Below are 22425 nucleotides of genomic sequence, written 5' to 3' on the forward strand. Positions count from 1 at the left end.
GGTGTACGCCAAGTCCACCGGCCTGCCCCGGGTCCTCGGCGGCCTGGGCATCGCCATCATCTCGTCCTCGTCCGGTCTGCTGACCGACCGGCAGGCCGCCAAGCGTGGAGTGGGTGGGGAAGTCCTCGCCTACGTCTGGTAGGGGAGGAGTCGAGATGAGTCGCATCGGTAAGCTCCCGATCCCGGTTCCCAGCGGCGTCGACGTCGCGATCGACGGCCGGCAGGTCACCGTGAAGGGCCCCAAGGGGAGCCTGTCGCACGTGGTCGCCGAGCCGATCACGGTCGCCCAGGAAGACGGCACGCTGACCGTGAGCCGGCCCGACGACGAGCGGCTGTCGAAGTCGCTGCACGGCCTGTCCCGCACGCTGATCTCCAACATGGTGGTCGGGGTGACCGCCGGCTACACCAAGAACCTCGAGATCGTCGGCACCGGCTACCGGGTCACGGCCAAGGGCAGCGACCTGGAGTTCGCGCTCGGGTTCAGCCACCCGGTGGTGGTGACCGCGCCGGAGGGCATCTCCTTCCGCGTCGACACCCCGACCCGGTTCGCGGTGGAAGGCATCGACAAGCAGAAGGTCGGCGAGGTGGCCGCCAACATCCGCAAGTTGCGCAAGCCCGACCCGTACAAGGGCAAGGGCGTGCGTTACCAGGGTGAGGTCATCCGCCGCAAGGCCGGAAAGACGGGTAAGTGATGGGTGCCTCAACGATTGTCAAGCGCGCGCGGCGTTCGGCCGGGGTCTCGGCCAGCCGCCGGACCAGCAAGGCCCGCCGGCACTTCCGGCTGCGCAAGAAGGTGGTCGGCACCGAGAGCCGGCCGCGGCTGGTGGTCACCCGGTCGGCCCGGCACCTGTTCGTCCAGCTGGTCGACGACACCAAGGGCATCACGCTGGCCTCCGCCTCCACCTTCAAGCTGACCGAGGGTGACAAGACGGCCCGGGCCCGCCAGGTCGGCACCGCGGTCGCCGAGTCGGCCAAGGCCGCCGGCGTCACCAAGGTGGTCCTCGACCGGGGCGGCAACAGCTACACCGGCCGGATCGCCGCCTTCGCCGACGCCGCCCGGGAAGCCGGCCTGGAGTTCTGATGAGCCGCAACCCGATCAACACTCGCACGCACATGTCCAGCAACAGTGAGGGAGCAGCCTGATGGCCTCCGCAACCCAGGGAACGCAGCGCGGCGGCCGCGCCGGCGGCGGCGACCGCGCCGGCAACGAGCGGGGTGGCCGCGACCGCCGGGACGGCCGTTCGGCGCCTGAGAAGAGCACCATGCTCGAACGCGTGGTGACCATCAACCGGGTGGCCAAGGTGGTCAAGGGTGGCCGCCGGTTCAGCTTCACCGCCCTGGTAGTCGTCGGCGACGGCGACGGCACGGTCGGCGTCGGCTACGGCAAGGCCAAGGAGGTGCCCGCCGCGATCGCCAAGGGCGTCGAGGAGGCCAAGAAGAACTTCTTCCGGGTGCCCCGGATCGCCCAGACCATCCCGCACCCGGTGCAGGGTGAGAAGGCCGCCGGAGTGGTGCTGCTCAAGCCCGCCAGCCCCGGTACCGGCGTCATCGCCGGTGGTCCGGTGCGCGCCGTGCTGGAGTGCGCCGGCATCCACGACATCCTGAGCAAGTCCCTCGGCTCGGACAACCCGATCAACATCGTGCACGCCACCGAGGCAGCGCTCAAGCAACTGGTCCGTCCGGAGGAGGTCGCGGCCCGCCGCGGCCTGCCGCTGGAGGACGTCGCGCCGGCCGGTCTGCTGCGGGCGCGTGCCGGGCAGGGGGTCTGAGCCATGGCTCGTCTGAAGATCACCCAGCTGCGCTCGGAGATCGGGTCCAAGGACAACCAGCGCCAGACGCTGCGCTCGCTCGGGCTAAAGCGGGTGCGCGACGTCGTCGTCAAGGAGGACCGGCCCGAGATCCGCGGCATGGTCCAGACCGTGACCCACCTGGTTGCGGTCGAGGAGGTTGAGTAGCCGAGTGAGCGAGCATCGCAGCGAGGCACGAGCGAGGAGCGCAGCGAACTCAGCGATGAGCGCGTGCGCGAAGAGCGGAGTTTGAGATGGCTGAGCACCTGTTGAAGGTCCACCACCTGCGCCCGGCGCCCGGCTCGAAGACGGCCAAGGTCCGGGTCGGCCGTGGTGAGGGCGGCAAGCGGGGCAAGACCGCCGGCCGCGGCACCAAGGGCTCGAAGGCCCGCTACCAGGTTCCGGCCGGCTTCGAAGGCGGCCAGATGCCGATCCACATGCGGCTGCCCAAGCTCAAGGGCTTCCGCAACGCCTTCCGGGTCGAGTACCAGGTGGTCAACATCGCCCGGCTGGCGGAGCTGTTCCCCAACGGCGGCACCGTCTCGCCCGAGGCGATGGTCGAAGCCGGCGCGGTGCGCAAGGGCGCCCTGGTCAAGGTGCTGGGCACCGGCGACCTCGGCGGCGTCAAGCTCGACGTGACGGCCCACGCCTTCTCGGCCAGCGCCGCGGAGAAGATCGCCGCCGCCGGCGGAAGCACCAGCACGCTGTAGACACACCGCAGGCCGCGACCGGCGACGCCGGCCCGGCAGCAGCAGGGCCGGACAGGCAACTGTCCGGCCTCCTGCGTATCGTCACCGGCTGCTACGAACCGGTGGTAGTACCTGCTCGACTGTTAGGCTCGCACCCGAGGACACCGACCCGGCCCCGTAGCGCAGGCCGGGCCCGGCGGCCAGCTTGAAGACTTCCACAACGGATTGACCTCGACCCACGCGCAGGAGGATGTGTGCTCAGCGCTTTCGCGTCTGCTTTCCGGACGCCAGACCTGCGTAAGAAGTTGGTCTTCACCCTTGCCATGATCGGGCTGTACCGGCTGGGCGCCTCGGTCCCGACGCCCAACACCGACACCGCCGCGATCAATGCCTGCATCAAGTCGGCCAACGGAGCCAGCCAGACCGCCTACGCGCTGATCAACCTGTTCTCCGGCGGGGCGCTGCTCAAGCTCTCGGTGTTCGCGCTGGGCATCATGCCCTACATCACCGCCAGCATCATCATCCAGCTGCTGGTGGTGGTGATCCCGCGGTTCGAGGCGCTGAAGAAGGAAGGCCAGTCCGGCCAGCAGAAGCTGACCCAGTACAGCCGGTACCTCACCATCGGCCTGGCCGTCCTGCAGTCATCCGGGTTCATCGCGCTGGCCCGATCCGGCCAGCTGTTCCAGGGCTCGGTCGACTGCCACCCGCTCTACCGCCAGTCGATCTTCGCGCTGGGCACCATGGTGGTGATCATGACGGCCGGCACGGCGGTGGTGATGTGGCTCGGCGAGCTGATCACCGACCGTGGCGTCGGCAACGGCATGTCCATCCTGATGTTCACCTCGATCGCCGCCCGGATCCCGAACGAGGGCGATGCGATCCTGAAGAACTCCGGCGGCTTCGCCTTCGTCCTGATCCTGATGCTCGGCTTCGCGATCATCGCGGCCGTGGTGTTCGTCGAGCAGGCCCAGCGGCGCATCCCGGTGCAGTACGCCAAGCGGATGATCGGGCGCCGGATGTACGGCGGCACCTCCACCTACCTGCCGATGAAGGTCAACATGGCCGGTGTCATCCCGGTCATCTTCGCCTCCTCGCTGCTCTACATCCCGCAGCTGCTGTCCCAGCTCAACGGCAACAGCACCTCCGGGCTGCAGCTGTGGATCAACAACCACCTGCTCGACCAGCAGGACTGGATCCACATCACGACCTACTTCCTGCTGATCATCTTCTTCACCTACTTCTACGTCGGCATCACCTTCAACCCCGAGGAGCGGGCCGACGACATGAAGAAGTACGGCGGCTTCATCCCGGGCATCCGGCCCGGCCGGCCGACCGCGGAGTACCTGCAGTACGTGCTGTCCCGGATCACGCTGCCCGGCGCGCTCTACCTGGGCATCATCGCCGTGATCCCGAACTTCTTCTTCTCGATGACCGGTGGCAACAACCAGAACTTCCCGTTCGGCGGCACCGCTGTGCTGATCATGGTCGGCGTGGCGCTGGACACGGTCAAGCAGATCGAGAGCCAGCTGATGCAGCGCAACTACGAAGGGTTCCTGCGTTAATGGCGGGGCGTCGTCCCCGCCGTCCGGGCCGCCCCGCCCGGACGCTGACCTTCGGCCGGCCGGCCCTGGCAGCGACCCGGCGGAGCGGGCCGGTGAGACCCTAGTGCGACTCGTCCTCGTGGGCCCGCCCGGCGCGGGCAAGGGCACCCAGGCCGGCTTCATCGCAGAGCGCTTCGCCATTCCGCAGATCTCGACCGGTGACATCTTCCGGGCCAACGTCTCCGGCGGCACCGAGCTGGGCAAGCTGGCCAAGTCCTACATGGACGCCGGCGACCTGGTGCCCGACGCGGTGACCATCGCGATGGTGCGCGACCGGCTGGGCGAGCCGGACACCGCGGCCGGCTTCCTGCTGGACGGTTTCCCGCGCAACGTCGCCCAGGCCTACGAGCTGGACTCGGTGCTCGGGGACCTCGGGTCCTCGCTCAATGTGGTCCTGCAGCTCGAGGTCGACAACGACGAGGTGGTCCGCCGGCTGTCCGGCCGGCGGATGTGCCGCAAGTGCGGTCACATCTGGCACGTCGAGTACGACCCCACCAAGGTCAAGGGCATCTGCGACCGGTGCGGCGGCGAGCTGTTCCAGCGCGACGACGACCAGGCCGACACGGTGCGGCACCGGCTGGACGTCTACGCCGAGCAGACTGCACCGCTGATCCAGTTCTACGACGGCCGGGGCCAGCTGGTGGTGGTCGATGCCCTCGGCCCGGTCGAGGACGTCACCGAGCGGGCGATCGCGGCGCTGACCAAAGCGATGACCTGACCCGTCGTGCGCCGCCGCCGGGACGACATCGAACTCAAGACACCCGAGCAGATCCGCTCGATGCGGGCTGCCGGCCTGGTGGTCGCCGCCGGCCTCGCCGCGATGGCCGAGGCGGCCAAGCCGGGCGTGTCCACCTACGAGCTGGACCAGATCGCCCGGGAGGTGCTCGCCGAGGCCGGGGCGGTGTCCTCCTTCCTCGGCTATGCCGGCCCGCCGCCGTTTCCCGGCGTGATCTGCTCCTCGCGCAACGCCCGGGTGGTGCACGGCATCCCCAGCCCGGACGACGTGCTGGCCGACGGCGACCTGCTCTCGCTGGACTTCGGGGCGATCGTGGACGGCTGGCACGGCGACGCGGCGGTCACCCTGGCGGTGGGGCAGGCCGGCCCCGACGCGCTGGCGCTGTCGCACGCCTGCCGGACCGCGCTGTGGGACGGCATCGCCGCCGCCCGGGTCGGTGGCCGGCTCACCGACATCTCCTTCGCGGTGCAGGCCTCGGTGGAGGACGCCGGCAGCTACGGCATCGTCGCCGGCTACGGCGGCCACGGCATCGGCACCGCGATGCACATGGACCCGCACATCCTCAACTACGGAAAGCCGGGCAAGGGCCCCCGGCTGGTGGCCGGGATGGCGCTGGCCATCGAGCCGATGATCACACTCGGCTCGGCCGAGACCCGTCAGCTGGCGGACAACTGGACGGTGCAGACCGTCGACGGCTCGCTGGCCGCCCACTGGGAGCACACCGTGGCGCTGCTCCCGGACGGGCTGTGGGTGCTGACCGCCGAGGACGGCGGACGGGCCGAGCTGGCCGCCCGCGGGGTGCCGGTCAGCGCGCTCGCCGACTGAGCCGGCCGCCACTGTCTAGCGGCCTGCTGATGTTTGCTGGTCGTTTCGTCTGGTGGCTGTCGTCAGGGTCGCGCGCTAGGTTGAGTCCTGATCACTCAGCAGCGAATGGAGGCGGCATGGGTATCACTGCGCCTGGCGTGCAGAACTCACAGCCGATCCGGACCATCGCCGAGGCCGGCACCCACATGACCCGGGTGTGCTTCAAGCACGGCCCCCCGGCTCGGACCGGCATCGAACTCGAATGGCTCCTGATCGACCCGCACGACCCCGACCGGCGTCCCGACGTATCGACACTCGCGACGCTGCTCGGCCCGCACGCTCCACCTACCCTGGTTCCGGACAGCCCGGCCGTACCCCTTCCGCGCGGCGGCCTGATCACCGTAGAACCCGGCGGGCAGGTCGAGATCTCCTCACCACCCGCCACCTCCGTCGCCGGCCTGATCGCCGGCATGAGTGCCGACATCCAGGCCCTGCAGGCTCTGCTCGCCCCGGCCGGGTTCGAACTGGGCAGCCTGGCGGCCGACCCGCACCGGCGGCCGCACCGGATCCTCACCACCCCCCGCTACAACGCGATGGCCGACTGGTTCGACAGGTTCGGCCCGGCCGGCCGGGTGATGATGTGCTCCACCGCCGCCCTGCAGGTCTGCCTCGACCTGGGCACCCGTGCCGAAGCCGGCAACCGGTGGCAGGCGGCCCACCAGCTGGGACCGGTGCTGCTGGCCGCCTTCGCCAACTCGCCCCGGACCGCCGGCAACCTGCTGCCGGCCGCGGCCTCGACCCGGATGGCGGCGTGGTGGCAGCTGGACCCCGAACGCAGCCAGCCGCCCAAGTCACTGGACCTCGACAGCTATCCCGAACGGGTGCTCGACACCCACGTGCTGGCCCGGCACCGCGCCGGCGGGGACTGGCGCCCGGAGCAGCCGATGACGCTGCGCGGGTGGCTGGAGTCCGGCGAGCCGCTGACCACCGCCGACATCGACCTGCACCTGTCCACGCTGTTCCCGCCGGTCCGGCCGCAGGGCTATCTCGAGTTCCGCTACCTCGACGCCCAGCCCGGCGAGGAGTGGGTGGCCCCGGTGGCGCTGCTGGCGGCGCTGTTCGCCAGCCCGGACCGGGTCCAGCAGGTGCTGGCCTGCACCGCCGAGGCCACCGACCGCTGGCCGCAGGCCATCGAGCAGGGGCTGGCCGATCCGGTGCTGGCCAGCATGGCGGCAGATCTGCTCGACATCGCCCTGCCGGGGCTGGCCGGCCTGGACCTGCCCCCGGCCGTCCGGCAGGCGGTGGACCGGACCCTGTACCGCCGGCTGTGCGAGGGCATCAGTCCCGGGTCGGAGGCACTCGCTGCCGGCCTAGCGACCGCCGCGGCACCGGCCGCCGACGTACCGGCCGCGGCACCGGCCGCCGACCTACCTACCGCCGGCCTACCGACCGAGGAGGGAAGTCGATGACCCCGGTGGATCTGCGCCAGCTCGGCGACGCCGAGCTGCGCGAGCACATCGCCGCGGAGCTGGCCCGGACCCGGCAGCGCAGCACCGCCCTGACCGACGCGGTGGACGAGCCGGACCTGGTCTCGCAGCACTCGCCGCTGATGTCGCCGCTGGTCTGGGACTACGCCCACATCGCCAACCAGGAGGAGATCTGGCTGGTGCGCGACGTCGGCGGCCGGGAGGCGGTGCGGGCCGATATCGACTCCATGTACGACGCCTTTCAGAATGCCCGCGCCGACCGGCCGTCGCTGCCGTTGCTGTCCCCGGCCCAGACCCGCGGCTACGTCGGGCAGGTCCGGCAGAAGGTGCTCGAGGTGCTCGACCGCGCGCCGCTGAACGTCAACCGGCTGACCCGGTCCGGGTTCGCGTTCGGCATGGTGATCCAGCACGAGCAGCAGCACGACGAGACCATGCTCGCCACCCACCAGCTGCGCCGGTCCGGGCCGCCGCTGCAGGCCCCGCCGCCCGCTCCGCCGGTGGCCGCGGGGCTGGCCCGCGAGGTTCTGATCCCCGCCGGGCCGTTCACCATGGGCACCTCCACCGAGGCCTGGGCGCTGGACAACGAACGGCCGGCGCACCAGGTGCAGGTCGGGGCCTTCTACCTCGACACCACGCCGGTGACCAACGGCGACTACCTGCGGTTCCTCTCCGACGGCGGCTACGACGACCGCCGGTGGTGGAGCGAGCCCGGTTGGGAGTACCGCCAGCGGGCCGGCCTCACCGCACCGCTGTTCTGGACCCGGGACGCCGACGGCTCGTGGTGGCGGCGCAGCTTCGGCACCCTGCTCCCGGTCGCCGAGAACGAGCCGGTGGTGCACGTGTGCCTGTACGAGGCGCAGGCCTACGCCGCCTGGGCCGGCCGGCGGTTGCCCACCGAGGCCGAGTGGGAGAAGGCGGCCCGCTGGGATCCGGCCTCGCAGCGGTCCAGGCGTTACCCGTGGGGCGACGACGACCCGACGCCGGAGCGGGCCAACCTCGGCCAGCGGCACCTGCGCCCGGCACCGGCTGGCAGCTATCCGGCCGGCGCGTCGCCTTACGGCGTGCACCAGTTGATCGGCGACGTCTGGGAGTGGACGTCCTCGACCTTCGCCGGCTACCCCGGCTTCGAGGTGTTTCCGTACCCCGAGTACTCCAGGGTGTTCTTCGGCCAGGACTACTACGTGCTGCGCGGCGGGTCGTTCGGCACCGACCGGGCCGCCTGCCGCGGCACCTTCCGCAACTGGGACTTCCCGATCCGGCGGCAGATCTTCGCCGGGTTCCGGACCGCCCGCGACGCCGAGCTGGGCTGAGCAGCGGTGTGCCGACATCTGGGCTACCTCGGTGAGCCGGTGACGCTGGCCGAGCTGGTGCTGGACCCACCGCACTCGCTCGTCGTGCAGAGCTACGCGCCGAAGGACATGCGCGGCGGCGGCAAGGTCAACGTCGACGGGTTCGGCGCCGGCTGGTTCGGCGCCGACGGTGGACCGGCGCGACGGTACCGGCGCGCGGTGCCGATCTGGCAGGACGGCGGGTTCGCCGAGCTGGCCCGGGCCACCCCGGCTGCCGGCGTGCTGGCGGCCGTCCGCAACGCCACCGCCGGCATGCCGATCGCCGACGCCGCCTGCGCGCCGTTCACCGACGGCCGCTGGCTGTTCAGCCTCAACGGCTACCTCGCCGGCTGGCCGGACACCGCAACGGGGCTGGCCGCCGGCGTGCCGCTCGGCGACCTGCTGACCATCCAGGTGATGACCGATGCCGCCCTGCTGTGGGTGCTGCTGCGGCACCGGCTGGCCGCCGGCGGCGACCCGGCGGCGGTGCTCGGCGGCCTGGTCGCCGAGGTGCTGGCGGCGGCGCCGGGCTCCCGCCTGACCACCCTGCTCACCGACGGCCGGCGGCTCTATGCCACCACCGTCACCCATGCGCTGTGTGCCCGCCAGGCGCCGACCGGGGTGCTGCTGGCCAGCGAGCCCTTCGACGACGCTCCCGGCTGGCAGCCGATCCCGGACGGCCAGCTGGTCGTGGCCGATCGCGGCGGAGTGCACTGCCAACCACTGCCCGGTGCCACCGGTGCCCAACCCAGGAAGTGAGGGCCATGTCCATCAGCGTCGATGACAGATTCCTCGACTCGGCCAGCGCCGCCGACGAGCTCGCCGAGGATGCCCGGACGGGGCTGGCCGGTACGCCGAAGTCGCTGCCGCCACGGTGGTTCTACGACGCCCGCGGCAGCGAGCTGTTCGAGCAGATCACCGAGCTGCCGGAGTACTACCCGACCCGGACCGAGGCGCAGATCCTGCGTGCCCACGCCGACGACATCGCGGCCGCCGCGCCGGTCGAGACGGTGATCGAGCTCGGCTCCGGCTCCTCCACCAAGACCCAGCTGCTGCTGGATGCCTGGCAACGGGCCGGCACGCTGCGCCGGATCATCACCGTGGACGTGTCGGCCAGCGCGCTGGCCGACGCCGCGGTCGGGCTCTCGGCCCGCTACCCGGCGGCCACCGTGCTGCCGATCCGGGCGGACTTCACCCGGCACCTGGACGGGTTGGCGAAGTCCGGGCGCACCGCCGTGGTGTTCCTCGGCTCCACCATCGGGAACCTCGACCCGGCCGAGCGCGCCGCGTTCTTCGGCGGCGTCCGGTCGGCCCTCGACCCGGGCGACGTGCTGCTGCTGGGTACCGACCTGGTCAAGCCGGCCGAGATCCTGGTGCCGGCCTATGACGACGCGGCCGGCGTCACCGCCGCGTTCAACCTCAACGTGCTGCACGTGCTCAACCGCGAGCTGGACGGCGACCTGCCGGTCGAGGCGTTCGAACACCGCGCGGTGTGGAACCCGGTGGCCGAACGGATCGAGATGCGGCTACGGGCTACTCGCGAGATCCGGGCCCGGCTGTCCCGGATCGGCATGCCGGTGCACTTCGACGCGGGGGAGGAGTTGCTCACCGAGATCTCCTCGAAATTCCGCCGCGACGGGATCACCGCCGAGCTGGCCTCGGCGGGGCTGCGGCTGACGCACTGGTGGACCGATCCGGCGAAGCTGTTCGCGCTGAGCCTGTCGCACTGACCCGCGCGGCCACTCTCAGCACAGGGTCAGCGGCCACCCTCGGCACAGGGTCAGCGACACCCTCGGCACAGGGTCAGCGGAGTGCGGCGCAGCCGTCGGCCATCGAGCCGGCGTGGCTGTCGGCCCCTGGAGCCGGCGCGCCGGCTCGGGTAGCGGGCGGCATGGCAGGTGCGGTGGTTCGCTCCGCCCGCGCTCGGCGCCCACCCAGTCGCCGAGAATCCCTGCCATGCCGCCCGGCCCCTCCCCCGAGGTCGATGACGTACCCGCGCCGCCGAGATACCGATCCGGCGACACGAATCATCGTCGTCTGACATAGAGTCATACAGCAGACGATGCTTAACATCCCTGGTAAGCGTAGCTTTGTCAAGCGCTAGCTGCCGAACCGGGGCGGCGTGTCGCGGCTGGGGATGTCAGGCCACCGACCACAGCGGCGCCTGGCGGGCCAGCGCGCGCCGCAGCGCCCTGCGTTCGGCGCTGCTCATCCGGTGCAGCCGGACCGCCAGCGTCTCGCTGTCCACGTCCAGCCAGTGGGCCAGGGCGCCTTGGTCGTCCGCGCCACCCAACTCCCGGATCCCGGCGGCGAGGCTGTCCAGCGGGATCAGCCGGCGGCTCGCCTCGGCGTGCACCAGGTCCTCCTCGCGCTGCAACCAGGGGCCGCAGTCGAGGATGCCCCGTTCCAGGTGGACGAGCTCGTGGGTCAACGTGCACCTGCGCTGGGCGGCGGAGGTGTCGGCGCGCAGGGCGATCAGGCGGCCGTCGTCGCGCACCTCCCCCAGCAGGTCGTCTGTCATCGGCTCGATGACGACCTTGACGTCCGGCCAGTTCTGCCGGAGGTCGGCCCACGGGTCGTAGGGCGGGGACGGGCGGAGGGCGGTGGTCGGCAGGCGGTGGCGGGTGGGGTGCGGGGTCATGCGGGCAGTATGGGGTAGCCCTCTGACGATCCGGTGGGGCGCGGGTCAGCGCTGGGGCGGTTCCGCCGAGCCGCGGCGGGCGGCCCGCGGGGCGGCCTTCTTGGCGCGGGCGGTGTCCAGCTCGGTCGCCGGCTTGTTTACCGTGCCGGGTACCAGCATCGCCCGGATGACCTCGTCCACCGCGCGCCGTTGCCGGCGGCTGAGCCGGCTGGACTCGGCCGGCGGCTGGTAGGGCTCGGTCACCTCGTTGGGCAGGGCGGCCGCGGCGCGCAGCTTGGTCATCGGCACCTTGAGCACCTTCGACAACGCCAGCAGGGTGGACTCGTCAGGCTTGCCGTGGTTGCCGCGCAGGTACCGGGCAGCGGTGTCGTGATTGAGGCTGAAGCCGAGCTCGCGGGCGTTGCGAGCGATGGTGCGGGCACTCAGGCCGGCAGAGTTCGAGGCCTGCAGCAGTTCGGACAGCGCGGTCATCGACCGGCTCCGGAATGCCTCGGCCCACTCATCGTTCGCCCCCGCTGCGGATATCGGTATATGCAGCCATGTTGTAGACAGTAGCGGCTCAAGCACCCTCAAAGGTGGGCGATTTTCCGATCCGGTAGCCCGCACGTCGCCATGCCGCAGCCGGCGGTCTTCCCGGAGCGGCCGCGGCTGGCTCAGGCGCAACGCGGAAAGGCCTGCACCAGGCGGATGATCGTGCGGCTCAGCGTCCGGACGGTTCGGCCGGACCGCGCCGGGCTGCCTTGCCGCGCGTCGGCTGTCTGCCGCGCCGGGAGTCCAGCTTGGTCACCGGCTCGCTGGCCACCGGCGTCTGCAGCATGGCGCGGATCACCTCGTCGACCGCGCGGCGCTGGCGCCGGTTGAGCCGGTCGGCCTCGGCCGGTGGCCGGTACGGCTCGGTCACGTCGGCCGGCAGCGACGCCGCCCGGCGCAGCTTGGCCAGCGAGACGCCCAGGACGCTGGAGAAGGCTCGCAGGGTGGCCTCGTCCGGCTTGCCGTGCTCACCGCGCAGGTAGCGGGCGGCGGTGTCGTGGTTGAGGGTGAAGCCCTGACCGCGGGCAGCCTGGGAGATGGCGCGGGCGCTGAGGCCTTTGCTGTTCTCAGCCTGCAGCAGTTCCGACAGCGCGCTCATCGGGATCCGGCGGGGTGCGACGGCTCGCCGTGGTCGGCGGGCACTCCGGTACGTGCAGACATGATGTAGACAGTATCGGCTCGCGGTGCCGGGCCGAGCAGGGGGAGACCCGTCCGGTGCGCCCCCCGGGTGCGCGGCCAGTGACAGGCGAAACCGGCTGGGGTACGGTCTTCGCACCAAAACAGACCGCGCGGAATTTTCTTGGCCGGAGCAAGGGGCACGGTGCCATGACCAGCTACCCCTGCCGCGCTGCCCGCCCGGCCCGGCCCGGCCGGATTCCGGTGCCGGCGAGCCGGCCGGCGACCGGGTCCCGGCGGCAGGCATGACCGCCGGGTACCCGGGGCTGCTCGCCCTTCTCGGCGGCCTCGGCGCCCCCTGCTCGCTGCCAGCGCGGCATGCCGAGCGGTTGCGCCGCGGCCGGGCCGGTGCGGCCCACGACGCCGGTGCCGGACTGTGGCCGGAGGCCGGCTGGCGGGCCCGGGCCGCCGAGCGGATGGCTTCGGCGCCGGGTTGCGTCGCCCTGGTGCTGATCGATCCGGTGCCCCCGCAGCACGAGGCGGCGATCGCCCGCTGCCTGCTGGGCGTGCTGCGCCCGAGCGACCCGGTGGGCCGGTACGGAACCCGCCAGCTGGCCGCGCTGGTCCAGGTCGATCTCCCCGCGGTCGGCGTGCTGGTCGCCGAGCGGGTGCGCGCCCGGCTCGCGCAGGCCGGCATCGGCTGCGTGCTGGGCGTGGCGGTCAGTGCCGGGGAGGACCTGGGCGACCTGCTGATCCGGGCCGGGTCGGACCTGATGGCACGCCGGGAGTCGGCAGGCAGCTCCGTCCGCTGGTGAGCCGCGCCGATCACGGTGGACGAACCGTCCGGTGCTCCTAGCCGAATCGCTGGAATGCGGTGCGGTACCCCGCGCGGCTGCCCGGATAGCGCCGTACGACACGGTCCATAGTGTCTGATAAGTGACAGGACGTCAGACAGTTCGGGTAGCTTGAGCCCCAAATCCGGCCGGTGCCGGAAGCAATGAGTCGAACGGGGGATTCATGCAACTACGAAGCCGGCGAGCACTCGCTGACTACATCGACCTCTTGGGGGTGTCGGAACGCCAACTGGCACGCAGCGCGGGACTGAGTCATTCCACGGTGAACCATCTGGTGACGGGCCGGCGCAGCAGCTGCTCGCTGCGCACGGCGGTGGCTATCGAGAGGGCGCTGGACTGCCCGCCGGGCCTGCTCTTCTCGCCCGACACCGATGCCGACCGGGTGGCGATGTACCGGCTGTGGGCCGACTCGGAGACCCGGGCCGGCGAGCGCAGCAGCCGCTGATGCCGCAACCGTCAACCCCGGGCTGCCGGCCCGGCCACGGCCCGGCGCTACCGGGGCCGCCGATGCGGTAGCGGAGGGATTACCGCGCGGTCGCCGAGCTGAGGCACAGCGTCCCGGTCTGACCGGAAGCCGGACGCTCGCCCAGCTCGGCGATCAGCTGGTAGGAGCGCAGCCGGTCGTCGAGGTCGTAGATCTGGTTGGTCAGCATCAGCTCGTCCGCCCCGGTCCGGCCGAGCAGCTCCGCGAGCTGGGCCGCCACGGTCGACGGCGAGCCGAGTGCCTGGCCGACCCGGCGCTGCTCGACGAAGGCGCGCTCGGCCGGGCTGAACTCGTACGCCGCGGCCTCTGCCGGGCTGGGCAGCCGGATTGGCAGGCCGGCCCGCAGCCGCAGGAACGACAGCCAGCCCGGCTTGGCGAGGTACTCGGCGCGCTCGTCGGTGTCGGCGCAGGTCGCGCTCACCGCCACCATCGCGTACGGCTGGTCCAGCCACTGCGAGGGCCGGAAGCTGGCGCGGTAGATCGCCAGTGCCGGCTCGGTGTTGGCGGCCGAGAAGTGGTGGGCGAAGGAGAACGGCAGGCCCAGCAGGCCGGCCAGCCGTGCGCTGTAGTCACTGGAGCCCAGCAGCCAGACCTGCGGCAGCGCCGCGGCGGTCGGCACTGCCTGCACCCGGGCCGGGTCGCCAGCCAGCATGGCGATGAGCTCGGCGAGTTCGGCGGGGAAGTCCTCGGCCGACAGGCCCTGGATCGTCCGGCGCAGCGCCAGCGCCGTCCGCTGGTCGGTGCCGGGCGCCCGGCCGATGCCCAGGTCGATCCTTCCCGGATGCAGCGACTCCAGGGTGCCGAACTGCTCGGCCACCACCAACGGTGCGTGGTTGGGCAGCATCACCCCGCCGGAGCCCACCCGGATGGTGCTGGTCACCGCCGCCAGGTGGGCCAGCAGCACGGCCGGGGACGAGCTGGCGATGGCTGGCATGTTGTGGTGCTCGGCCACCCAGAAGCGCTGGTAGCCCCAGGCCTCGGCCCGCCGGGCCAGTTCGGTGGTGGAGTGCAGCGCCTCGGTGGTGTCGCCCTTGCTGCTGACCGGCGCCAGGTCCAGGATGGACAGCGGAACATGCTTCACCTCGGCTCCAACCACCGGGCGTCCGGCGCTCTTCCCCGCCCGCCCGGGTCCGGGCGTTTTGGTATCGGGTCCCGAAGTGGGTAAACTCAATCGTTGGCGCATGCCGCCGGTTACCATGCCCAGATTTCTGGGCGTCTCGCTGTGGCCGCGAGTGGTGATCGACCCTCATCGACAAGCGCCGGACGCACGTCATCACCGCGGTGGTCCGCGCCTGCTGGCCGCGTCCGTACTGTACGACACAAGACGTAACGAAAAGCGGAGGATATGGCCAAAAAGGACGGGGCCATCGAGGTTGAGGGCAAAGTGGTCGAGCCACTGCCCAACGCGATGTTCCGGGTGGAACTGAGCAACGGGCACAAGGTGCTCGCGCACATCAGCGGCAAGATGCGCCAGCACTACATCCGTATCCTGCCCGAGGACCGGGTCGTGGTGGAGCTCTCACCGTACGACCTCACCCGCGGTCGCATCGTCTACCGCTACAAGTAAGCCGACCGATGACGTCGGTTGCCGCCCGGCGGCAGCCGCATGTTCGAAACCAGGAGTAACAGGCGTGAAGGTCAAGCCCAGCGTCAAGCCGATCTGCGACAAGTGCAAGGTCATCCGTCGCCACGGTCGGGTCATGGTCATCTGCGACAACCTGCGCCACAAGCAGCGCCAGGGCTGAGTAGAAGCACCAGCACGCAGTAGCACCAGCCAGCACCACCCCAGCACCACCCCAGCACGCGCAATCCTCCCCGTTCCGCCGGCCAGCCGGTTCGGAGCGGGGTCACCCCCGGACGGAGGCCGGGGCCGCTGCACCGGAACTGACCCAGGTCAGGCCGGTCAGGGCACAGCGGACGGATGCGCACAACACCTCCGGAGGAACGAAGGAGAACGCCCCGAATGGCACGTCTTGCCGGCGTCGACCTGCCCCGCGAGAAGCGGATGGTCATCGCACTCACCTACATCTACGGCGTCGGGCCGACCCGCGCGAAGGAAGCCCTCGAGGCCACCGGGGTCAGCCCGGACCTGCGGGCTCGTGACCTGAGCGACGAGGACCTGGTCAAGCTGCGCAACTACATCGAAGGCAACTACAAGGTCGAGGGCGACCTGCGGCGCGAGGTCGCCGCGGACATCCGCCGCAAGATCGAGATCGGTTGCTACCAGGGCCTGCGGCACCGCCGCGGCCTGCCGGTGCACGGCCAGCGCACCAAGACCAACGCCCGTACCCGCAAGGGTCCGAAGAAGACGATGGCCGGCAAGAAGAAGGCCAAGAAGTAACTCCTCGCCGGCCCCCCGGCACTCGCCGCGGGCCGACCTCGACTTCGTTCCGATCACACCCCAGGAGCTAAAGGCAGATGCCTCCCAAGACTCGCGGCACAGGTGCCGTGAAGAAGGTCCGTCGCAAAGAGAAGAAGAACGTCGCGCACGGCCACGCTCACATCAAGAGCACGTTCAACAACACCATCGTCTCCATCACCGACCCGACCGGCAACGTGATCAGCTGGGCCTCGGCCGGCCACGTGGGCTTCAAGGGCTCGCGCAAGTCGACCCCGTTCGCCGCCCAGATGGCCGCCGAGAACGCCGCCCGCAAGGCGCAGGAACACGGCGTGAAGAAGGTCGACGTGTTCGTCAAGGGCCCGGGCTCCGGGCGCGAGACCGCGATCCGCTCGCTGCAGGCGACCGGGCTCGAGGTCGGCACCATCTCCGACGTCACTCCTCAGCCGCACAACGGTTGCCGGCCGCCCAAGCGGCGCCGGGTCTGAGTTCGGTCCGAGGATAGGAGAAGAGAGAGAAATGGCTCGTTACACCGGACCCGCGACCCGGGTGTCCCGTCGTCTCAACGTCGACCTGGTCGGCGGCGACGCCGCCTTCGAACGGCGCCCCTTCCCGCCCGGCCAGCACGGCCGGGCCCGCATCAAGCAGAGCGAGTACCTGCTGCAGCTGCAGGAGAAGCAGAAGGCCAAGTACTCCTACGGCGTGCTGGAGAAGCAGTTCCGCCGCTACTACGAAGAGGCCACTCGGCGCACCGGCAAGACCGGTGACAACCTGCTGCAGATCCTGGAGTCGCGGCTGGACAACGTGGTCTACCGGGCGGGCCTGGCCCGTACCCGGCGGGCCGCCCGCCAGTTGGTCAGCCACGGCCACTTCCTGGTCAACGGCCACAAGGTGAACATCCCCAGCTACCGGGTCACCCCGCTGGACATCATCGACGTCAAGCCGAAGTCGCTGGAGACCACGCCGTTCCTGATCGCCCGTGAGACCCTGGGCGACCGGCCGACCCCGGCCTGGCTGCAGGTCATCCCGTCCAAGCTGCGCATCCTGGTGCACCAGCTGCCCGAGCGCTCGCAGATCGACATCCCGCTCACCGAGCAGCTGATCGTCGAGCTCTACTCGAAGTAGCAGGCCGCCACCTCCGGTGGCAGCGCCTGCCCGGCCCGGGCCTTCCCAGCACGAGCGGGAAGGTCCGGCACACAACTGAATACCTGTCTGCGGACGTCATATAGCGGGCGTCCCTGAATCAAGGAGAACCACCTTGCTGATTTCCCAGCGTCCGACGCTGACCGAAGAGGTCATCGCCGACAACCGTTCCAAGTTCGTCATCGAGCCGCTCGAGCCCGGCTTCGGCTACACCCTGGGCAACTCGCTGCGGCGCACCCTGCTGTCGTCCATCCCGGGCGCGGCGGTCACCAGCATCCGGATCGACGGCGTGCTGCACGAGTTCACCACCGTCGAGGGGGTCAAGGAGGACGTCACCGACCTGATCCTGAACCTCAAGGAACTGGTCGTGTCCTCCGACTCGGACGAGCCGGTCGTGATGTACCTGCGCAAGCAGGGCCCCGGCGAGGTCACCGCGGCCGACATCGCGCCGCCGGCCGGCGTCGAGATCCACAACCCGGACCTCAAGATCGCCACCATCAACAAGAAGGGCCGGCTCGAGATCGAGCTGGTGGTCGAGCGGGGCCGTGGCTACGTCACTGCCGTGCAGAACAAGCAGCCGGGCCAGGAGATCGGCCGGATCCCGGTCGACTCGATCTACTCGCCGGTGCTCAAGGTCACCTACGCCGTCGAGGCCACCCGGGTCGAGCAGCGCACCGACTTCGACCGCCTGGTGGTCGACGTCGAGACCAAGTCCTCGATCAGCCCGCGGGACGCCGTCGCCAGCGCCGGCCACACCCTGGTCGAGCTGTTCGGCCTGATGCGCGAGCTGAACGAGGAGGCCGAGGGCATCGACGTCGGCCCGTCGCCGACCGAGGTTGCCGACATCGCGGCGTTCTCGATGCCGATCGAGGAGCTCGACCTCACCGTCCGGTCCTACAACTGCCTCAAGCGCGAGGGCATCCACACCGTCGGTGAGCTGGTCGGCCGCAGCGAGGCGGACCTGCTCGACATCCGCAACTTCGGCTCGAAGTCCATCGACGAGGTGAAGGTCAAGCTGCACGGCCTGGGCCTGTCGCTCAAGGACAGCCCGCCCGGATTCGACCTGAACGCGGTGGTCGACTCCTACGGCAGCGAGGAGTTCGGCGATGACACCGACTACGCCGAAACCGAAGAGCTGTAACGTCCGTTGACCCTGGCCGCGGCGGCCGCCGGACCCACCCCGGCGGCCGCGGGTGCCGAGAACCTTTCCTAGGAGCACGTCATGCCCACGCCCACCAAGGGCCCCCGCCTCGGCGGCGGTCCGGCCCACGAGCGCCTACTGCTCGCGAACCTGGCGACCGCGCTGTTCGAGCACGACCGGATCACCACCACCGAGGCCAAGGCCAAGCGGCTGCGCCCGCTGGCCGAGAAGCTGATCACGTTCGCCAAGCACGGCGAGCTGCACGATCGGCGCCAGGTTCTCAAGGTCATCCGGGACAAGGACGTGGTGCACAAGCTGTTCGCCGAGATCGGGCCGAAGTTCGCCGCCCGCGCCGGCGGCTACACCCGGATCATCAAGATCAACCCGCGCAAGGGTGACAACGCCCCGATGGCCGTCATCGAGCTGGTCGAGGAGCTGAGCGCCGCGGCCCGGGTGGTCCGCGAGGCCGAGCGGTCCCGCGGTACCAAGGTGGCGCCGGCCAAGGCTCCGACCGGCCGCACCGCCGAGATCGCCTCCGACGCCGCCGCCGAGTCGCCGACCGCGGCCCGGGTGGCCTCCGACGCCGAAGCTGCCAAGGCCGCGGCTGCCTCCGACGACACCGCTGCCGAGAGCACGGTTGCGGACGAGGACACCGCCGACGAGGCCGTCGCGTCCGTCGAGAGCCAGGACATCGTCGCCGACGCGTCGCTGACCGGCGACGCGGCCACCGAGGAAGCGGTGGCGGCGTCCACGGACGCTCCCGAAGCCGCCGAGGCCGACAGCACCGAGGCCGACAGCACCGAGGCCGAAGGCAAGTAACGCCTCCCCGGGTCCTGCCATGACCGCACCGGACGAGCCCGCCTTTCCTTCCCGGGAAGGCGGGCTCGTCCGGTTGCGGCTGGACCTGGAATACGACGGGACCGGCTTCGCCGGCTGGGCCAGCCAGCCGGGCCTGCGCACCGTCCAGCAGGTGCTGGAGGCGGCCCTGAGCACGCTGTTCCGGGTGCCGCGGGTCGCGGTGGTGGTGGCCGGCCGTACCGACACCGGGGTGCACGCCACTGGCCAGGTCTGCCACTGCGACGTCGCCGCGGCCGGCTGGGCCGAGCAGCGGGGCCGGATCGTCCGGCGGCTGGCCGGGTTGCTGCCCCCGGACGTCCGGGTGCGTGCGGTGACCGAGGCGCTGGCGGACTTCGACGCCCGGTTCTCAGCGCTCTGGCGCCGCTACCGGTACCGGATCTGCGATGCCGAGTACGGCGCGCCGGTGCTGCGCCGGGTAGACACAGTTGGCTGGAAGCGCACCCTGGACGCCGCCGCGATGGACCGGGCCGGCCAGCGGCTGCTCGGCCTGCATGACTACGCCGCCTTCTGCCGGCGCCGGCCGGGTGCCACCACGGTGCGCCGGCTGGAACAGCTGGCGGTGCGGCGGCGCGGTGAGCTGGTCGAGATCGAGGTGCAGGCCGACGCCTTCTGCCATTCGATGGTGCGCTCGCTGGTCGGCGCGCTGGCCGCGGTCGGCGAGGGCAGCCGGGACGAGGAGTGGCCTTACCGGCTGCTCGGCCTTGGCGAGCGCAGTGACCACATCACGGTGGCCCCGGCCCGCGGCCTGACCCTGGTGGCGGTCGGCTACCCGGCCGAGGCCGAGCTGGCCGCGCGGGCGGCCCAGACCCGGGGGCTGCGCAGCCTGGACGCCGGCCGACCGGGCTGATCCGTCCGGCTGTCTCAGGCCAGGAACGCCAGGTTGTCCCGGCCGCACCAGTCCAGCACCGCCGGCCACGGCCCGTAGCCGTCTGCCGCGCCGAGCGCGCCGCCGCCCGGGATCACGGTGGCCGCCATCTTCAGCGGCGCGCCGTAGACCCGAGCCACGCCACCCGGGCAGTTCGGGTCGTCCTCGCCGCCGACCAGCACGGTGCCGTCGGCAGCCCGGCGTAACGCATCCACCGCCAGTGGCACCGGCCGCAGGAAGTCCCAGGCCGGCAGCTGCCGGTCCGGGGCCGGCGGGGCCACCAGCGCCACCCGGTCCGGCCGCGGCAGGCGTCCGGCGTCCGGGCTGCCCGCCGCGGCGGCACTGTCGGCAGCAGCGGCGCTGTCGGCAGCAGCGGCACTGTCGGCCTCCCCGCCCGCGGCATGGTGCATCCACAGCAGGCAGGCCGCCGAGTGGGCGAGCAGGTCGAAACCGAGGTCCGGCAGCCCGGCCAGGCTCTGGCGCAGCGCGGCCAGGCACCCGGCCAGGTCGGCCGCCTCCGGCGCCGGCCAGGATGCCAGCCGCACCTCGCGGCCGGCCTCGGCCAGCCGGGCGGCCAGCCAGGCCTGCCAGTCGTCTCCGGAGGCCCCGGCCGGGGCCGGCAGCAACACGGTCGGCACGGTCCTGCTCGGGCGGCGGGGCATCCGGGAAGCCTACTTCGCCGGTCCGGCGTCGCTAGTGCGCCAGGCCCAGCACCAGCAGCGCCTGGGCCAGGTGGTAGGTGACCGCGACGGTGACCGGAGCCCAGAGGAGCCGCCGGACGAACCGGTCACTGGCCAGCACCAGGTCGGAGCAGGCGAACAGCACGATGCCGTAGGCCACCCGCAGCGACGAGGTTCCGATGCCCAGCACCACGGCCGAGCCCAGCGCGGTGATGTAGGCGGCCACCGCGACGGTGAGGCCGGTGCCGCCCTGGGCCTGCGCCCCGGCCAGCACCCGCTGGCCGAAGGCGAGCAGCGCCAGCAGCACCAGCACCAGGCCGAAGCCCAGGCTGAGCTGGTCGGTGCCGTAGCGCAGCATCGCGGCGCAGTAGCACAGGTGACCGAGCAGGAAGCTGGCCAGCCCGGCGCTGAACAGCACGTCCGGTGGCTGGGTCCCGGTGGCGGCAGCCGGGCCGGCAGCGGTAGCCGGCTCCACCAGCCCGACGGGTTCGGCCCGTTCGGCCAGCCGGGCGGACCGGCGGGTGCGGCCGGCGCGGTGTGCACCGGCTGCCGGCCGGGCCGCTGCTCCCACCGGGGAAGGCGGCGGGCTGGTCAGGAGCTCGTCCAGCTGGGCCTGGATGCCGGTGTGCGGCCCGTCCGGCTGGGACAGGCTGGCCACCTCCGGCTGGGTTTCGCCAGCCACCTCCGGCTGGCTCCCGCCGGCAGCGTCCGGCTGGGCCCGACGGGGAGCGGGCAGCTGCCCGGGCGAGGCGAAGGACAGCGCGACATCGCCGACCAGTCCGAATCCCAGCGCCAGCAGCAGCCAGCCGTGCACCCCGGCATGGCTCGGGTGGGCGGTCAGCGCCGCGGCCAGCAGCGCCAGCAGCACGGCGGGCTTGGCGCACCGCTCCAGCAGCTTGACCCGCGCGGCAACCGCCGCCCAGTCGAGTACCGCCAGGATGGCGGCGACAGCCACCCAGACCCACCCAGCCGCTGTCATGGTGGCGACAGGGTAGCCAGAGCCGGGTCAAGTAAGCGCTATGCGCGCCTACAACACGGCTCCCGGATTCAGGATGCCGAGCGGATCCAGCGCGTGCTTGATCCGCTGGGTCAGCGCCATCACGTCCGGGCCGAGCTGGTCGGGCAGCTTCGCCTTCTTCAGCCGGCCGACGCCGTGCTCGCCGGTGATGGTGCCGCCGAGCGAGATCGCCAGGTCCATGATCTGGGTGAAGGCGGTTGCGGCCCGGGCGGTGGAGTCGGTGTCCTGCGCGTCGTAGACGATGATCGGGTGGGTGTTGCCGTCGCCGGCGTGCGCGACGGTGGGGATCTCGAGCCGGTTGGCCTGCGCGATCGCGGCGATGCCGGCCAGCAGCTCGGGCAGCCTGGGCACCGCCACCCCGACGTCCTCGAGCATCAGCGAGCCACGCCGCTCGATCGCCGGGAAGGCCGCCCGCCGGGCCATCGCGAAGGCCTCGCCCTCGGCCGGGTCGGTGGTGGCGAACACCTCGACCGCACCGCAGCCGGTGCAGGCCTCGGCGATCGCGGCAAGCTCGGCCTCGGCGCCGGACCCGGCGTCGGACTGGGCCACCAGCAGCGCCCCGGTGCCCCGGTCCAACCCCATCGACAGGTAGTCCTCGACGGCATTGATCGAGGTCTGGTCCATCAGCTCCAGCATCGCCGGCCGGGTGCTCCGGCTGATCCGGACCACCGCCTCGGCGGCGGCCGGGACGCCGGCGAACAGCGCCACCAGGGTGCTCGGCGGCTGCTGGGCGGGCACCAGCCGCAGCACCGCCCGGGTGATCACCCCCAGGGTGCCCTCGCTGCCGACGAACAGCTTGAGCAGCGACAGGCCCGCCACGTCCTT

The 22425-nt window shown here is 71.5% G+C and carries 30 protein-coding genes; 23 read left to right on the forward strand and 7 right to left on the reverse strand.

From position 1 onward, the window contains the following. The 13 genes from rpsH to egtD form a co-directional block, all read left to right on the forward strand. On the forward strand, positions 1-142 hold a 142-nt coding region (gene rpsH / locus VLJ82_RS17380), incomplete at its 5' end, for a 30S ribosomal protein S8 (protein WP_408664653.1). A gap of 13 nt (positions 143-155) precedes the next feature. Next, positions 156-692, forward strand: a complete 537-nt coding sequence (gene rplF, locus VLJ82_RS17385; protein ID WP_408664627.1) for a 50S ribosomal protein L6 — start codon at positions 156-158, stop codon at positions 690-692. Next, on the forward strand, positions 692-1081 hold the full coding sequence (rplR, locus tag VLJ82_RS17390; RefSeq protein ID WP_408664628.1) for a 50S ribosomal protein L18: 390 nt from the start codon (positions 692-694) through the stop codon (positions 1079-1081). Before rplF ends, rplR begins: the two co-directional genes overlap by 1 nt. 61 nt (positions 1082-1142) lie before the next feature. Beyond that, complete coding sequence (rpsE, locus tag VLJ82_RS17395) at positions 1143-1769, forward strand: 30S ribosomal protein S5 (protein ID WP_408664629.1); 627 nt, start codon at positions 1143-1145, stop codon at positions 1767-1769. Positions 1770-1772: 3 nt separating this feature from the next. Next, positions 1773-1955, forward strand: coding sequence for a 50S ribosomal protein L30 (gene rpmD, locus VLJ82_RS17400; protein ID WP_408664630.1), 183 nt, complete (start codon positions 1773-1775; stop codon positions 1953-1955). Between the two features lie 86 nt (positions 1956-2041). Next, positions 2042-2497, forward strand: a complete 456-nt coding sequence (rplO, locus tag VLJ82_RS17405; RefSeq protein WP_408664631.1) for a 50S ribosomal protein L15 — start codon at positions 2042-2044, stop codon at positions 2495-2497. 233 nt (positions 2498-2730) lie between these two features. Beyond that, positions 2731-4038 (forward strand): preprotein translocase subunit SecY, encoded by a 1308-nt coding sequence (secY, locus tag VLJ82_RS17410; RefSeq protein ID WP_408664632.1) that lies wholly within the window; start codon positions 2731-2733, stop codon positions 4036-4038. Between the two features lie 103 nt (positions 4039-4141). Then, positions 4142-4795: an adenylate kinase gene (locus VLJ82_RS17415; RefSeq protein WP_408664633.1), complete on the forward strand. Its 654-nt coding sequence runs from the start codon at positions 4142-4144 to the stop codon at positions 4793-4795. A 6-nt stretch (positions 4796-4801) separates the two neighbouring features. Then, entirely contained in the window at positions 4802-5638 is an 837-nt protein-coding gene (gene map, locus VLJ82_RS17420) for a type I methionyl aminopeptidase (protein ID WP_408664634.1), read from the forward strand. Positions 5639-5754: 116 nt separating this feature from the next. Further along, positions 5755-7086, forward strand: a complete 1332-nt coding sequence (locus VLJ82_RS17425; protein ID WP_408664635.1) for a glutamate-cysteine ligase family protein — start codon at positions 5755-5757, stop codon at positions 7084-7086. Then, positions 7083-8414, forward strand: a complete 1332-nt coding sequence (egtB, locus tag VLJ82_RS17430; protein ID WP_408664636.1) for an ergothioneine biosynthesis protein EgtB — start codon at positions 7083-7085, stop codon at positions 8412-8414. Before VLJ82_RS17425 ends, egtB begins: the two co-directional genes overlap by 4 nt. A 6-nt stretch (positions 8415-8420) precedes the next feature. Next, positions 8421-9191 (forward strand): ergothioneine biosynthesis protein EgtC, encoded by a 771-nt coding sequence (gene egtC, locus VLJ82_RS17435; protein WP_408664637.1) that lies wholly within the window; start codon positions 8421-8423, stop codon positions 9189-9191. A 5-nt stretch (positions 9192-9196) separates the two neighbouring features. Next, positions 9197-10162: an L-histidine N(alpha)-methyltransferase gene (egtD, locus tag VLJ82_RS17440; RefSeq protein ID WP_408664638.1), complete on the forward strand. Its 966-nt coding sequence runs from the start codon at positions 9197-9199 to the stop codon at positions 10160-10162. Positions 10163-10572: 410 nt separating this feature from the next. Here egtD and VLJ82_RS17445 read toward each other — a convergent pair whose 3' ends face one another. The 3 genes from VLJ82_RS17445 to VLJ82_RS17455 form a co-directional block, all read right to left on the reverse strand. Further along, positions 10573-11073, reverse strand: a complete 501-nt coding sequence (locus VLJ82_RS17445; protein WP_408664639.1) for an ImmA/IrrE family metallo-endopeptidase — start codon at positions 11071-11073, stop codon at positions 10573-10575. Between the two features lie 45 nt (positions 11074-11118). Then, positions 11119-11544 (reverse strand): hypothetical protein, encoded by a 426-nt coding sequence (locus VLJ82_RS17450; protein WP_408664640.1) that lies wholly within the window; start codon positions 11542-11544, stop codon positions 11119-11121. Between the two features lie 229 nt (positions 11545-11773). Further along, positions 11774-12202 (reverse strand): hypothetical protein, encoded by a 429-nt coding sequence (locus tag VLJ82_RS17455; RefSeq protein WP_408664641.1) that lies wholly within the window; start codon positions 12200-12202, stop codon positions 11774-11776. Between the two features lie 322 nt (positions 12203-12524). Between VLJ82_RS17455 and VLJ82_RS17460 the strand changes: the two genes are divergently transcribed. Together VLJ82_RS17460 and VLJ82_RS17465 are read left to right on the forward strand one after the other, a co-directional pair. Continuing rightward, positions 12525-13034, forward strand: coding sequence for a hypothetical protein (locus VLJ82_RS17460; RefSeq protein ID WP_408664642.1), 510 nt, complete (start codon positions 12525-12527; stop codon positions 13032-13034). Between the two features lie 202 nt (positions 13035-13236). Beyond that, positions 13237-13518 (forward strand): helix-turn-helix domain-containing protein, encoded by a 282-nt coding sequence (locus VLJ82_RS17465; protein WP_408664643.1) that lies wholly within the window; start codon positions 13237-13239, stop codon positions 13516-13518. A 79-nt stretch (positions 13519-13597) separates the two neighbouring features. Here the strand turns inward: VLJ82_RS17465 and VLJ82_RS17470 are convergent, their stop codons facing one another. Next, a complete protein-coding gene (locus VLJ82_RS17470; RefSeq protein WP_408664644.1) occupies positions 13598-14638 on the reverse strand; it encodes an LLM class flavin-dependent oxidoreductase in 1041 nt (346 codons plus the stop codon). Positions 14639-14902: 264 nt separating this feature from the next. On the opposite strand from VLJ82_RS17470, the gene infA reads away from it, so the two are divergent. The 8 genes from infA to truA all read left to right on the forward strand — a co-directional run bounded on the left by infA (position 14903) and on the right by truA (position 19884). Next, positions 14903-15124, forward strand: a complete 222-nt coding sequence (gene infA, locus VLJ82_RS17475; RefSeq protein WP_311421483.1) for a translation initiation factor IF-1 — start codon at positions 14903-14905, stop codon at positions 15122-15124. A gap of 64 nt (positions 15125-15188) precedes the next feature. Further along, on the forward strand, positions 15189-15302 hold the full coding sequence (rpmJ, locus tag VLJ82_RS17480) for a 50S ribosomal protein L36 (protein WP_119951654.1): 114 nt from the start codon (positions 15189-15191) through the stop codon (positions 15300-15302). Between the two features lie 218 nt (positions 15303-15520). Further along, positions 15521-15898: a 30S ribosomal protein S13 gene (rpsM, locus tag VLJ82_RS17485; protein WP_408664645.1), complete on the forward strand. Its 378-nt coding sequence runs from the start codon at positions 15521-15523 to the stop codon at positions 15896-15898. Positions 15899-15975: 77 nt separating this feature from the next. Beyond that, positions 15976-16383, forward strand: a complete 408-nt coding sequence (gene rpsK, locus VLJ82_RS17490; RefSeq protein ID WP_408650774.1) for a 30S ribosomal protein S11 — start codon at positions 15976-15978, stop codon at positions 16381-16383. Between the two features lie 31 nt (positions 16384-16414). After that, positions 16415-17020 carry a 30S ribosomal protein S4 gene (gene rpsD / locus VLJ82_RS17495; protein WP_408664646.1) on the forward strand — a complete coding sequence of 202 codons (606 nt, stop codon included), beginning with the start codon at positions 16415-16417 and terminating at the stop codon, positions 17018-17020. A gap of 133 nt (positions 17021-17153) precedes the next feature. Beyond that, positions 17154-18179 (forward strand): DNA-directed RNA polymerase subunit alpha, encoded by a 1026-nt coding sequence (locus tag VLJ82_RS17500; protein WP_408664647.1) that lies wholly within the window; start codon positions 17154-17156, stop codon positions 18177-18179. 81 nt (positions 18180-18260) lie between these two features. Beyond that, a complete protein-coding gene (rplQ, locus tag VLJ82_RS17505) occupies positions 18261-18998 on the forward strand; it encodes a 50S ribosomal protein L17 (protein ID WP_408664648.1) in 738 nt (245 codons plus the stop codon). A 19-nt stretch (positions 18999-19017) separates the two neighbouring features. Further along, positions 19018-19884: a tRNA pseudouridine(38-40) synthase TruA gene (gene truA / locus VLJ82_RS17510; protein ID WP_408664649.1), complete on the forward strand. Its 867-nt coding sequence runs from the start codon at positions 19018-19020 to the stop codon at positions 19882-19884. Positions 19885-19898: 14 nt separating this feature from the next. Here the strand turns inward: truA and VLJ82_RS17515 are convergent, their stop codons facing one another. From VLJ82_RS17515 to VLJ82_RS17525, 3 genes are all read right to left on the reverse strand, one after another. After that, positions 19899-20564: an alpha/beta hydrolase gene (locus tag VLJ82_RS17515; RefSeq protein ID WP_408664650.1), complete on the reverse strand. Its 666-nt coding sequence runs from the start codon at positions 20562-20564 to the stop codon at positions 19899-19901. 31 nt (positions 20565-20595) lie between these two features. Next, positions 20596-21561: a lysoplasmalogenase gene (locus tag VLJ82_RS17520; protein ID WP_408664651.1), complete on the reverse strand. Its 966-nt coding sequence runs from the start codon at positions 21559-21561 to the stop codon at positions 20596-20598. Positions 21562-21609: 48 nt separating this feature from the next. Next, positions 21610-22425 (reverse strand): FAD-binding oxidoreductase (locus tag VLJ82_RS17525; protein ID WP_408664652.1); only part of this gene is annotated, 816 nt, incomplete at its 5' end.

Origin of the sequence: Jatrophihabitans sp., from assembly GCF_035474675.1 — a bacterium.
GTDB lineage: Bacteria > Actinomycetota > Actinomycetes > Mycobacteriales > Jatrophihabitantaceae > Jatrophihabitans_A.